The 12,307-nt window shown below is 69.8% G+C and carries 13 protein-coding genes; 4 read left to right on the top strand and 9 right to left on the bottom strand.

All coding sequences use genetic code 11. The annotated features are described in order from the left end of the window. Nucleotides 1-260: 260 nt before the first annotated feature. Nucleotides 261-1,091 (top strand): hypothetical protein, encoded by an 831-nt coding sequence (locus OP79_RS56510; RefSeq protein ID WP_063742051.1) that lies wholly within the window; start codon nucleotides 261-263, stop codon nucleotides 1,089-1,091. Between the two features lie 45 nt (nucleotides 1,092-1,136). On the opposite strand, the gene OP79_RS33665 is transcribed toward OP79_RS56510, so the two are convergent. Continuing rightward, entirely contained in the window at nucleotides 1,137-1,436 is a 300-nt protein-coding gene (locus OP79_RS33665) for a zinc-ribbon domain-containing protein (RefSeq protein ID WP_033325596.1), read from the bottom strand. 61 nt (nucleotides 1,437-1,497) lie between these two features. On the opposite strand from OP79_RS33665, the gene OP79_RS33660 reads away from it, so the two are divergent. Beyond that, the gene (locus tag OP79_RS33660) at nucleotides 1,498-2,487 is read left to right on the top strand and encodes a small ribosomal subunit Rsm22 family protein (RefSeq protein WP_033325595.1); all 990 of its coding nucleotides are present in this window, start codon (nucleotides 1,498-1,500) and stop codon (nucleotides 2,485-2,487) included. A 37-nt stretch (nucleotides 2,488-2,524) separates the two neighbouring features. Here the strand turns inward: OP79_RS33660 and OP79_RS33655 are convergent, their stop codons facing one another. Beyond that, a complete protein-coding gene (locus OP79_RS33655) occupies nucleotides 2,525-2,722 on the bottom strand; it encodes a DUF6243 family protein (RefSeq protein ID WP_033325594.1) in 198 nt (65 codons plus the stop codon). A gap of 118 nt (nucleotides 2,723-2,840) precedes the next feature. Here OP79_RS33655 and OP79_RS33650 point away from each other — a divergent pair, with 118 nt between their 5' ends. Together OP79_RS33650 and OP79_RS33645 are read left to right on the top strand one after the other, a co-directional pair. Further along, entirely contained in the window at nucleotides 2,841-3,518 is a 678-nt protein-coding gene (locus tag OP79_RS33650; protein WP_033325593.1) for a TetR/AcrR family transcriptional regulator, read from the top strand. Nucleotides 3,519-3,778: 260 nt separating this feature from the next. Further along, complete coding sequence (locus tag OP79_RS33645; RefSeq protein WP_033325591.1) at nucleotides 3,779-4,513, top strand: bifunctional DNA primase/polymerase; 735 nt, start codon at nucleotides 3,779-3,781, stop codon at nucleotides 4,511-4,513. Nucleotides 4,514-4,661: 148 nt separating this feature from the next. On the opposite strand, the gene OP79_RS33640 is transcribed toward OP79_RS33645, so the two are convergent. From OP79_RS33640 to OP79_RS33610, 7 genes are all read right to left on the bottom strand, one after another. After that, complete coding sequence (locus OP79_RS33640; RefSeq protein ID WP_033325589.1) at nucleotides 4,662-5,657, bottom strand: SCO2278 family lipoprotein; 996 nt, start codon at nucleotides 5,655-5,657, stop codon at nucleotides 4,662-4,664. A 102-nt stretch (nucleotides 5,658-5,759) separates the two neighbouring features. Next, nucleotides 5,760-6,617, bottom strand: a complete 858-nt coding sequence (efeU, locus tag OP79_RS33635; protein WP_033325587.1) for an iron uptake transporter permease EfeU — start codon at nucleotides 6,615-6,617, stop codon at nucleotides 5,760-5,762. A gap of 3 nt (nucleotides 6,618-6,620) precedes the next feature. Next, nucleotides 6,621-7,949, bottom strand: a complete 1,329-nt coding sequence (gene efeB / locus OP79_RS33630; RefSeq protein ID WP_033325585.1) for an iron uptake transporter deferrochelatase/peroxidase subunit — start codon at nucleotides 7,947-7,949, stop codon at nucleotides 6,621-6,623. Between the two features lie 14 nt (nucleotides 7,950-7,963). Then, nucleotides 7,964-9,121, bottom strand: coding sequence for an iron uptake system protein EfeO (gene efeO / locus OP79_RS33625; protein ID WP_033325584.1), 1,158 nt, complete (start codon nucleotides 9,119-9,121; stop codon nucleotides 7,964-7,966). 190 nt (nucleotides 9,122-9,311) lie between these two features. Beyond that, on the bottom strand, nucleotides 9,312-10,154 hold the full coding sequence (locus OP79_RS33620; RefSeq protein ID WP_106972539.1) for a heme ABC transporter ATP-binding protein: 843 nt from the start codon (nucleotides 10,152-10,154) through the stop codon (nucleotides 9,312-9,314). After that, a complete protein-coding gene (locus OP79_RS33615) occupies nucleotides 10,151-11,266 on the bottom strand; it encodes a FecCD family ABC transporter permease (protein ID WP_051745111.1) in 1,116 nt (371 codons plus the stop codon). Before OP79_RS33615 ends, OP79_RS33620 begins: the two co-directional genes overlap by 4 nt. Further along, the gene (locus OP79_RS33610; protein ID WP_033325583.1) at nucleotides 11,263-12,285 is read right to left on the bottom strand and encodes a heme/hemin ABC transporter substrate-binding protein; all 1,023 of its coding nucleotides are present in this window, start codon (nucleotides 12,283-12,285) and stop codon (nucleotides 11,263-11,265) included. The genes OP79_RS33615 and OP79_RS33610 overlap by 4 nt, the downstream gene beginning before the upstream one ends. Nucleotides 12,286-12,307: the final 22 nt, after the last annotated feature.

Here is a 12,307-nt window from a genome sequence, read left to right as displayed (position 1 = left end):
GGATGTGAGGGGTGGGGGGCAGGGCTGTTGCGCGAAATTGTGACACTTACATGTGTAAGTGTCACAATTTCGCGCAACAGCTCCGGGGGAGAGGAGCTCTGAGGGAAGCGGCGCTCTCGAGTGTGATCGGCGCTCTTTTCGGTGAGCGGTGCTCTTGTGCGCGAACCATGCTCTGACCAGTGAGCGGTGCTCCTGAGCTGAGAGGCCGGGGCCGCGCCAACTCCCTCTCAGCAGCGAGATGTCAGGGTTAGCCTGACGGCATGAACGATGCCGCGGACGCGTCCTCCGCTCCGGCCGCACCCGAGCTCCACAGGCTGTCGCCCCGGGACGAGTCCCGAGTCGCCCTGGCCCTGACCCTCCGTCAACTGGCCGACGCCGTCCTGGATGCCGTACCGGTCGAGCCGGACCCGGAGCCCGGCGACCTGCTGCGCACCGCGCTGCGGCTCCAGCGCCGTACGGAGGACGTGGTACGCGAGGCGGTGGTCGCCGAACGCGAACGCGGCACCACCTGGTACCAGATCGGCGAGGCCGCCGGCATCACCCGGCAGTCCGCCCACGAGAAGTGGTACCGCGACGTCCACGCCTGGGCGGCCACCGGGCGCAGCGCCCTCCCGCCGGATCTGAAGACACTCGAAGTGGCGGCGGAAGCGGACGCCCGCTACGCCGCCCTGCGCCCGGACCGTCCGCACGCGGTCACCTCAGGCCTGGACGCGGTCCGCTTTCCCGGCTCCCACGCCTACGAGGCCAGCCTGCGCACCCGCGGCCTGGCCCTGCACACCCGCCGCATGGACCTGGACGCGCGGGCCACGAAGCTCAACGACGAGTACGGCACCCTGCATGCCCAGGGTCCCGCGGCCTCACCCACCGGCGACCCCCTGGTGATCGCCGCCCACCGCGGCCACGCGAAAGCGGTACGCACCAACCGCCTCGCCATCGCCGCGGTCCACGACGAGATAGCCACCATCTACGACCAGCTCGCCACCGCCGAACCCTCCCTCGCGGAAGAACACCGCACCCTGTCCGACTGGCACCGCAACGCGTCAGAGCGGGCGCGGGGTTATGCGGACCTGCTGAAGGGCGAGGAAGGCTGAGCGGTCTGTCCGAGTCCGCTCGGCTCCTTCGGCTTCTTCGGCTCCTCAGGACTGGTACGGCTGCTGCTGTTGGGGCTGCCCCTGTCCATATGCCTGGCCGCCGGGCCCGTTCGTGCCCTGTGCCTGCAGTTGCTCCGCCTGCTCCTTGGTGATCTTCATCTCCGCGCCGCAGAAGGTGCACTGCGTCATGTACTTCGTCGAGAACGGGAACAGCGGCACGAAGAACAGCGTGAACTTCGTGACGCGCTTCTTGAGTGTGTGCGCCGCGGGGTTGCCGCAGCTGCCGCACATGAACGTCAGTATCGCGAGCTGGTAGAGGTATCCCTTGGTGCCAAAGATGATCATGTGTCGGTCCTTCCCGGACTGTTCTCGGTCGTCGTAGTGCCCTCAACCTTAGAATCACCGTGTGAACGTCCCACTGTCCCCTGATGACTCCCTGCGCACCGCCCTGGCCGGGCTGGTCGACGGATTGCCGCCGAAGAGGGCCGCTCAGGCGGTCGAGCGGCTGATCACGAACTATCGGGGACGGACGCCGACGGACGCACCGGTGTTGCGGGATCGTTCCGATGTGGTCGCGTATGCGGCGTACCGGATGCCGGCGACGTTCGAGGCGGTGTGCTCGGCGCTGGAGGCCTTCGCGGAGGCGGTGCCCGGGTGGGTGCCCGGTAGTCATGTGGACGTCGGCGGCGGGACCGGGGCGGCGACCTGGGCCGTCAACGCCACCTGGGCGGGGGAGAGGGCGGTCACCGTGCTCGACTGGGCCGAGCCCGCGCTGGCGCTCGGGCGCGAAATCGCCGCCGCCAACCCGGAGTTGAAAGCCGCCGAGTGGCAGCGCTCTCGTATCGGAGCGGCGCTCACGATCGAGAGCACTGATCTCGTGACTGTCTCGTACGTCCTCGGCGAGCTGACCGAGGACGACCGCGCCGCCGTCGTCGACACCGCCGCAGCCTCCGGCCAGGCCGTCGTGATCGTCGAGCCCGGCACCCCCGACGGCTACACCCGCGTCATCGAGGCCCGCGACCGCCTCATCGACGCCGGCTTCCACATCGCGGCCCCCTGCCCCCACAGCGCGACCTGCCCCATCGCCCCCGGCCAGGACTGGTGCCACTTCTCGGCCCGGGTCAGCCGTTCCTCCCTGCACCGGCAGGTCAAGGGCGGCTCCCTGCCCTACGAGGACGAGAAGTTCAGCTACGTAGCCGCCGCCCGCTTCCCGGTCACCCCGGCCCCCTCCCGCGTCATCCGCAAGCCCCAGATCCGCAAGGGCCAAGTCCTCCTCGACCTCTGCGAGACCGAGGAGTACCTGCACCGTGAGACGGTGACGAAGCGCCATGGTCCGCTCTACCGGGCGGCCCGCAACACGGACTGGGGCGACGCGTGGCCCCCTGCGGGCGCGTAGCTCCGGCCTCCCGGCGTCACACGTTCACGAAGTCAGGTCAAGTCGTCTCCTTCTCGGAGGCGTTCCGTGCCGCGCGTTCTTCTTGGAGCTTGCGCAGCAGCTCCCGTTTCTGGGCCTGCGGGTCGAGTCGTCCGCCGGTTCGGGCGCCACGGTCGCCGCCGCGCAGTGCCTTGCGGCTCAGCTTGCTGCGGGTGCCGCCTACTCCGAGCATGTTTCCGGATCCGGATCGGGCCATCTTGGGCTCCTTGGTCATGGGTGCGGGAAGGCTTGTCGAGACGAGTCGAGCCGTCTCGCTAAAGCTTCCCCACTGTCAGGCGAGACGAACCGTCTTGTCAACCTGATAAATTGCGCCCATGGTCCAGAAATCCACCCAGCAGCCCCAGGCCCAGCCTCCGTCCCGGACGAAGCCCGCCCCCGACTCCACCCGCCGCAGCGAGCGATCCCGGCGTGCCATCTACGACGCCGCCCTCGCCCTCGTCAGCGAGGTCGGCTATCCGAAGACCACCATCGAGGGCATCGCCGCCCGCGCCGGCGTCGGCAAGCAGACGATCTACCGGTGGTGGTCATCGAAGGCCGACGTCCTGCTCGAGGCGTTCATCGACCTGAGTGCCCAGGCGGCGGAGGCTGCGCACCGGCCCGAGGTCATCGGGGAAGCGGCCGAGTACGAGATCCCGGATACCGGCGATCTGGAGGCCGACCTCAAGCAGGTCCTGCGGGCCACCGTCGATGAGCTGCTCGACCCCAAGTTCGAGGTCCCCTCGCGCGCGCTGGCAGCCGAAGGGGTCGTCAACGAGCAGCTCGGCAGGGAGTTCGTCGGCAAGCTCCTCGAACCCCAGCTCCAGCTGTACGTGAAGCGCCTGCGCTCCGCCCAGGACCAGGGCGCCGTACGCCCCGAAATCGACCCGCGCATCGCCTTGGAGCTCTTCGTCTCGCCGCTCGCCCAGCGCTGGCTCCAGTACACGGGCCCCATCACGTACGAGTACACGGACACACTCGTCGACTACGCCCTCCACGGCCTCGCCCCGCGCTGAGCGATGCACTGCGCGCCGCACTGATCGGCACGCTGAGCGGCGCGTTGAGCTCCGATTGTGACCAGGGTGACACTGAAGGCACGTAAATGAGGTACGTAAATGCCTTCAAAGTGCGCGATAGCACCCGATCCCTGTGTCGCGTACGCATCGCCCCACCCACCCCAGGACGGGTGCTTCGGCACCCCGTGCCGCACGATGGTGGGAGCATGAGGCATGCTGTCCGCAACACGCTGTCCGCACAACAGCGAGGCGAGGGATAGATGAGCGCAGAGTTCGGCCGCCGTTCGGGCGGGCAGGGCAGGATCTCCCAGTGGCTGCGCGGGCGCCGACGTCCCTCGATGACCGACGCCGCCGACGACACCAGCCGTGAGGATCTGCTCCTCGCCGCCGCCCGCGCCGGGCTGCCGCTCGCGCCCGCCGCCCACCCTTCCGGCTACCGGTGCTCCTGCGACCGCGTCGGCTGTCCCACCCCCGCCCGGCATCCCGTGTCGTTCGCCTGGCAGACCCAGTCCACGACCGACCGCGCGCAGATCGAGCGCTGGGCCCGGCACCAGCCGCAGGCCAACTTCATCACCGCGACGGGCATGGTCCACGACGTACTCGACGTACCCCTGGACGCCGGCCGCAAGGCCCTGGAGCGGCTGCTCGCCTCCGGCATCGACGTCGGACCCGTCGCCGAGTCCGGCGGCGACCGGATGCTCTTCTTCACGGCGACCCGCGGTACGCCCGAGGAGGAGGACGAGTGGTGGCCCTGCGAGCTGGACTGCCACCCCGAGACGATGGACGAGCACCCCGGGCTGCGGTGGCACTGCCGTGGGTCGTACGTCCTCGTGCCGCCCGCGCAGCTTCCCGGTGACCTGACGGTCGCCTGGGTACGCGGACCCGAACACCCGCTCCCGGACCCGCTGACGCTGCTTGAGTTCCTCACGGACGAGTGTGCGCGGTTCGTCGGCGCTGAGCCTGAGCAGTTGGCGGCGTGGCCCCTTCGGGGCTGACGCCAGCCGCTCCGCGGGGCGCGTGATTCGTCTGCGGGTTCGTTGTGGCTGGTCGCGCCCACGCGGCGGAGCCGCAAATGTCACAGCCCCGCGCCCCTAAAAGCAAAAGCCTGCGCCTCACCGCGCCCCACGCTCCGAAGGGCGCCCTTTACTCGCCCTTCGCCCCCGTCAGCCCCTGAATCCTCGCCAAGAACTCCACCTTCTGATCCGCCGCGCCCGGCCCCGGGTCCAGTACCGCCTGGTTCGACACCGACTCCAGCGTGATCGACTGCTTGGCCTCGCCCGTCATCAGGGCCTTCACGTTCGCGTCGGAGACGTTCAGGGGGACGCCCTGGGCCGCCGTCTGCTTCTCGTAGTGGCGGGTGGTGAAGAAGACCAGGGCGCTGCCGTCCGTGGTGCGCAGGCCGAGGGGGGCGTAGTCGCCGGAGGTCAGTGGCTCGTCGAGGTACTGGCGGACCAGGCCCGGCTTCTCCGCGTTCTTCTGGCGGGCGTCCCGCCACGCGGAGGTGTGCGGGCCCGGTGCGAAGGCGGCGCCGCCGTCCTGCAGGTACGTCGCGTACGTCTCGGCCAGGTCCTGCGGCGGTACGGCCAGATCCCCGGCGTTCGCGGTGACCGGCTCGGCCCAGCCGTCCTTGTCCTTCTTGAACTCCGGTACGTCGTCGGCGGCGAGGATCGTCAGATACGACACCTCCCACACCTCGTTTGCGCCACCCCGGGTGAAGACCATCAGCCAACGGGTGTTGTCGGCGCCCTTGTTGGCCTTCGAGTCGGCGACGAACCAGCGCGGCCAGCCCGCCTTCTCGGGGATGGTGAACTCGGTGTCCGTCAGCTTCAGCGGCGCATAGTCGGGATTGCCGCCCGGCTGGTTCTTCGCGCCCGCCCTGAGCTTGGCGCCGTCGATGTCGGCGAGCGGGCCGGTGACCCGGTCGGAGTCCAGGGCCTGGTCGTTGGCCGCGTTGGCGTCGTTGTAGGCGGCCGTGAAGTCCTTGAGGGCACGTGCGGCCTCGGTCTTCGTGGCCCCCGGGAGGATCTCCCGCTCCCCGTGCACCACCATGCACCCGCTCGCCGTCACCGACAGCACGGTGACCGCTGCCGCCGACGTGCTCAGCCGGCCCCACCTGCGAAGTGTCTGCGGCGTCTTCATCGGTTCGTCCTCACCTACCCCTTCCCGGAGGCGAACCTTATCGGGGCCGGGAAACGCGCCGCACACGGGATCACGTAACGGGATCACGTACAAGGGCGGACCTCAGGCCTCCTCGACCTTCTCGCGCACCGGAGCGGGCGTCTTCACCGGCCCGCCGCCGAGCCGCATCGGTGACAGGAAGAGGGCGAGCGTCGGCACCAAGTACAGGGACCACGCGATGACTTGGAGGACAGTCGGGTCGGGCTGGAAGTTGAAGATGCCCTTCAGGAGCGTCCCGTACCAGCTGTCCGGCGGGATGGTGGTGCTGATGTCGAAGGCCTTGTTCGCCAGGCCGGGCAGGAACTCGGCCTCCTGGAGGTCGTGGAAGCCATATGCGAGGACGCCTGCGGCCACGATCACCAGCATGCCGCCCGTCCAGGTGAAGAACTTGGCGAGGTTGATGCGCAGGGCACCGCGGTAGAACAGCCAGCCGAGGACGACCGCGGTCGCCAGGCCCAGGGCCACGCCGATCAGCGGGCGTGGTGTCCCGTCGTTCGCCGCGTGCACCGACGCCCACACGAACAGCGCCGTCTCCAGGCCTTCGCGGCCCACCGCCAAGAACGCGGTCGCGACCAGCGCGCCCGTGCCCATCTGCAGCGCTGCGTCCAACTTGCCGTGCAGCTCTGCCTTCAGATGACGGGCCGTACGCCGCATCCAGAAGACCATCCACGTCACCAGGACCACCGCGAGGATCGACAGCGAACCGCCGAGCGCCTCCTGCGCCTTGAACGTCAGCTCCTGCGAGCCGAATTCGAGCGCGAAGCCGAAGCCGAGGGAGATGCCGACGGCGACGCCGATGCCGATCCAGATGGGCTTCAGAGCATCCCGGCGGTCCGTCTTCACCAGGTAGGCGATCAGGATGCAGACGACGAGGCTGGCTTCCAGCCCTTCGCGCAGCCCGATCAGGTAGTTGGCAAACACGGTCTACGCCTCCTCGGAGAACAGCGCCCGCCCCCACCAGTCGCCCGTGTCCCGGACGCCCGGCGGGATCGCGAAGATCGCCGAACCCACATGCTGGATGTACTCGTTGAGCGGGTCGATCGCCAGACTGCGCTGCACCGGGATGAAGCCCTGGCGCACGTCACGCTGGTACGCGAGGAAGAACAGCCCCGCGTCCAGGCGGCCGAGCCCGTCCGTGCCGTCGGTGAAGGAGTAGCCGCGGCGCAGGAGTGTCGCCCCGTTGTTGGAGTCGGGGTGCGCGAGCCGGACATGCGCGTCGGGCTTCATCGCCTTCAGGAACGGCTCGTCCCGCTCCTTCGCCTTGCCCACCGGAGCGCCTTCGCCCTTGTCGCGGCCGAAGATGTCCTCCTGCTCCTGGAGCGAAGTACGGTCCCAGGTCTCGACGTTCATGCGGATGCGCCGCGCCACCAGGTACGAGCCGCCGGTCATCCAGGACGGCCCCTCCGAGTCCACCCACACGAACTTCTTGAGCCGGTCCGTCTCCGTCCCCGCGATATTGCGGGTGCCGTCCTTGAACCCCATGAGGTTGCGGGGGGTCTGTTCCTCCGGAGTCGTCGACGAGGTCTTGCCGAACCCCAGTTGGGACCAGCGGACGACGACCTTGCCGAAGCCGATCCGGGCGAGGTTGCGGACCGCGTGCACGGCGACCTGCGGATCGTCCGCGCAGGCCTGGATGCACAGATCGCCGCCGCTGCGGTTCTTGTCGAGGTTGTCGCCGGCGAACTTCGGCAGGTCCACGAGGGCTTCGGGCCGCTCACTCTCCAGCCCGAACTTCCCGAACAGGGACGGCCCGAAGCCGATCGTCAGCGTCAGCCGCGACGGCTTGAGGCCCAGCGCCTCACCGGTGTCGTCCGGCGGCGCCTCGGCCAGACCGCCGTACGCGCCCTCGCCGACCGCCTGCCCGGCGGTCATCCGGCGCGCCGCGGCCGTCCAGTCCTTCAGCAGCTGGACGAACTCGGCCCGGTCCTCGGTCTTCACCTCGAAGGCGGCGAAGTGCAGCCGGTCCTGCACCGGTGTGGCGATGCCCGCCTGGTGCACGCCGTGAAAGGCGACCGCGGCGCCCGACTCGGCCGCTGTCGGCTCGGCGTCGTCGCCCGTACGGGTCATCGCCACCGCACCGCCGGCCGCGGCGGCCCCGAGCGCGAGCCCGGCACCGCCCCAGCCGATCAGTGAACGCCGGGACGGAGTACGGGAGCTGGAGTCCCGTGCCTCGGCGGCCCCGTCGCTCTCGTCGGTCTGGCCCGTGGCTTCCGTTGTGTTCGTTGTGTCCGTGCTGTTCGTGGTGTCCGTCATGGCGAGGGGCCCTCTTACTTCACGACGGCGGCGGCGAGCTTGGACAGCGGCTCGGCGAGCGCGTTCACCGCGTCCGAGAGCTCCTTGCGGTCGGCCTTGCCGACCTTGTCGTACGAGGTGAACTCGTAGGAGTTCTTGTCCGCGCGGTACTTGTCCAGCAGCGTGTTCAGCGCCGCGAACTGCGTGTCGAGCTCCTTCGTCAGCGCCGCGTCGTTCTCCGAGGCGACCGGCTTCAGCAGCTCGTACGACTTCTCGGCGCCCTCGACGTTCGCTTTGAAGTCGACCAGGTCGGTGTGCGAGTAACGCTCCTCCTCGCCGGTGACCTTGCCGGTGGCGACCTCGTCGAGGAGTTCCTTGGCGCCGTTGCCCATCGAGGTCGGGGTGATCTCGGCCCTGCCGACGCGCTTCTGCCAGTCCGTCAGGTCCGTGATCAGCTGGTCGGCGAGCTCGGAGTCGCGGTCGGTGAGCTTCTTGTCCTGCCAGAGCGAGCGCTCCAGGCGGTGCCAGCCGGTCCAGTCCTTCTCCAGGTCCTGGCCCTCCTCCAGACCGTCCTCGCGCAGGTCGACCTTCGGGTCGATGTCACCGAAGGACTCGGCGACCGGCTCGGTGCGCTCCCAGCCGATGCGCGAGTCGGCGTACGCCTTCTTCGCGCCCTCGATGTCGCCGGCCTTGACCGCCTCGGCGAAGACCTTCGCCTTGGGCAGCGTCTCGTCGGCCTGCTGCTGCGCGTACGCCCGGTAGTCGGCGACGGCCTTGTCCAGGCGCGGGTCGCGCTCGGCGACCTTGCCGCCGCCCGTGGCGGTGACGTCCTGGCGTATGCCCTTGCCCTTCATGCCCGGCTTGCAGGCGATCCGGTAGTCGCCCGCCTTCACCTCGGCGGTGACCTTCTGGCTGGTGCCGGGACCGATGTTCTCGCGCTCGGTGACGATCCGGTCGTCCGGGAAGAGCAGATAGACCTCGGTGACCTTGGAGCCCTTGTTCTCCACGGCGATCTCGACGTGCCCGGCCGGGAACTCCTTTTTGGACACCTCGCACTTGGTGTCGGTGGCGGTCACCGCGATGACGCCCTCGTCGCCCGCGGTGGCGTCGCTCTTCTCGGTACAGCCCGTGACGGCGGTCAGCGCCGCCGCGGTGGCGGCGGCGCTGACGACGGAGAGGCGGACGGCGCGCATACGGACTCCAAGGAAACTCAAGGGAAGTGCACAGAGGAGCCAAAGACTCCGAGGTGAGGCTGCCCTAACTTATCTGAGGCTTACCTCAGTGCCCCCTGCCCGTCCAGTGATTCAGCTCTCATGTATGACGTACCGACACGGCCGCATCACGGTGGCTCAATCCGCACCCCACGAAACGGTCAAAGACGGGTCAAGAACCCCGTCGCGGAGTAATGAGGACCTCCCCGCTGCGCGGATGCGGGAAGACCTCGACCGGCTGCCGGTAGACGTCCGACAGCAGCCGGTCCGTGAAGATCTCGGCCGGCGGCCCGTCGGCCACAGCCCGCCCGGCGGACAGGATCACCACCCGGTGCGCGTACGCCGCCGCGAGCCCCAGATCGTGCAGTACGACGACCACCGCGTTCCCGGCGAGGGCCCGTTCCCGGCAGATGCACAGCACCAGTTCCTGGTGGCGCAGGTCCAGGGCCGCGGTCGGCTCGTCGAGGAGCAGGAGCGAGGTGCGCTGGGCGAGCACGCGGGCGAGCGCGACCCTGGCCCGCTCGCCGCCGCTGAGCGCCGAGAAGGGGCGGGCCGCGAAGTCCAATGTCTCGGTCGCCGCCATCGCCGCGGCCACCGCCGGGTCGTCCTCGTCCTCCAGCGCAGTACCGGCCCAGGGCGCCCGGCCCATCCGTACGACCTCCTCGACCGCGAACGGGAAGGAGAGTGTCGCGGACTGCGGCAACACGGCCCGGCGCAGGGCGAGTTCATGCGCCGACCAGTCGGCAGCCGGGCGACCATGGACTCGTACGAGCCCTGCCGCGGCCGGGAGATCGGCGGCCAGCGCACTCAACAGGGTTGATTTTCCCGCCCCGTTGGGACCGACCAGCGCCAGTACTTCGCCCGCGCGGGCCGTGACGTCCACGCCGGACAGCACCTCGCGGATGCCGAGCCGTACGTGCAGGGCCTCGGTCTCGGCGAGTACGTCGCCGGGGTGCACGGCGGCGGGAGGCGTGGGCCTCGCGCCGGGCAACCGGAGCCACTTCATGCCGTTCATGCCCAACCCCCTTGCCTGCGACGGGTCCTGCGCAGCAGCCAGAAGAAGAACGGGCTGCCGAACAGCGCGGTCAGCACCCCGAGCGGCAGCTCGGCGGGCTCGGCGACCGTACGGGCCGCGAGATCGCCCGCGAGCAGGACCACCGCACCGCCGAGCGCACTGCCCGGCAGGAGGAAACGGTGGCCGGGACCGGCCGCCATCCGCAGCAGATGCGGGATGACCAGGCCCACAAAGCCGATGATCCCGGAGACCGACACCGCGGCGGCCGTCAGCAGCGCGATGACCAGGACGAGGACGATCCGCAGCCGTTCGACGTCCACGCCCAGGTGCCGGGCCGGGCGTTCACCGAGCGAGAGGAGGTCCAGCTTCCGTGCGTACAACGGCGCGACGGCCAGTCCGAGGGCCGCGCACGGCAGTACCGCGAGCACCTTCGGCCAGGTCGCCGCGGAGAGCGAACCGAGCTGCCAGAAGGTGATCTGGTTCACCGCCGCCGTGTCGGCGAAGAAGATGAACAGGCCGATCAGCGCGCCCGTGAAGGCGTTCACCGCGATGCCCGTGAGGATCAGCGTCACCACCTCCGTACGCCCGCCCGAGCGCGACATCGCGTACACCAGCAGGACCGTGCCGAGGCCCGTCACGAAGGCGAAGGCCGGGATGGTCCAGTTGCCGAGGAAGTTCAGGCCGAGCGAGATCGCGGCGACCGCGCCGACCGCCGCGCCCGAGGAGACACCGATGACGCCCGGTTCTGCGAGGGGGTTGCCGAACACGCCCTGCATCAGCGCGCCCGCGCAGCCCAGCGAGGCGCCGATGAGCAGCGCGAGGACGATGCGCGGGAAGCGGACGTTCCACAGGACGGACTCGGGGACGCGCGAGAGTTCGCTGCCGCCGAGGCCCGCGCGGTGGGCGATGGAGGTGAGGACGTCGCCGGGGGAGATGTCGTACGCGCCGAGCCCCGCGGAGGTGAGGGTGAGCAGGACGAGGAGGGCGGTCATGGCGGCGGTGAGCAGCCAGGGCGTGCCGCGGCGGGGTCTTGCGGGGAGGTCGCCGGCGGGCGGCGCCTCATGGGCCGGGGTCTTGGCGCCGGGTGCCGCCCCCTTGTCCGTCACGGTCACTCGGCGTCCCCGTACAACTGGCCGACCAGCGACTTCAGTACCTCGTCCGTACGCGGCCCGTAGTTGAGGAGTACGCCGTCCTCGATCGAGACGACCCGTCGCTCCATGCCGGCCGGGGTCTGTGCGATGCCGGGGATCTTCACGAGCCCGTCGATGCCGCCGACGGACTCGAGGCCCTTGGACATCACGAGGATCGCGTCGGGCGCGGCCTGCGCGAGGGCCTCCGTGGTGATCGCCGTGAAGTCCTTTTCCAGGCCCGACTCGGCCCCGGCGTCCACCGCTCCCGCCGCTTCGAGCAGCGAGGTGGCGCCCGATCCCTTGCCGCCGATCAGATAGACGGAGGCGGAGCCGCGGAGGTAGAGGAACGCGACGCGCGGCTTGTCGCCGTCCGGAACTTCCTTGCGCACGGCGGCGATCCGCTGTTCGGAGCGCTGCGCCAGCTCATCCCCGGCGGCCGGTACGCCGAGGGCGTCGGCCACCGCCTCGATCCGCGGGCCCACGTCGTCCAGGCCTTTGGCCGGGGCGACGACCAGGATGGGGATGCCCGCGTCGCGGATCTGGTCCATGGCCTCGTCGGGGCCGGTGGTCGACTCGGCGAGCACGAGGTCGGGCTTGAGGGACAGGACGCTCTCGGCGGAGACGTCGTGGTTGCGGGTGACCACCGGCAGCTTCTTCGCCTGCTCGAAGGTGGCGGTGATGTCGCGGGCGACGACGCTCTTGCCGAGGCCGAGGGTGAAGACGATCTCGCTGAGGCTGCCGGAGAGCGGAACGACGCGCTCGGCTTTCCGGACGGTGATGCTCTTGCCGTCGGCGGAGCGGACGGTGACGGGCAGTTGGGGCTTCGGGGTGTCCTCGATCGGCTCGACCCGGTTGGCGGCCTTCTCAACCTGCCCTGGTTCCTTGGCAGTTGGTGTGCCCGAGCCTTCTGCGGAGCCTGAGCATCCGGCGACGGTGAGGGCGAGGGCGGACAGCAGTGCGCCCGCCAGTCTTGTGCGCAAGCGTTGCACGGTCCTCTTCATTCCTCTCGGTCCACTTCCGGCA

The sequence above is a fragment of the Streptomyces yerevanensis genome (assembly GCF_000716805.1).
Classification (GTDB): Bacteria; Actinomycetota; Actinomycetes; order Streptomycetales; family Streptomycetaceae; genus Streptomyces; species Streptomyces flaveus.
The sequence above is the reverse complement of the archived record's forward strand: the minus strand, read 5'-3'. Positions and strand labels throughout refer to the sequence as shown.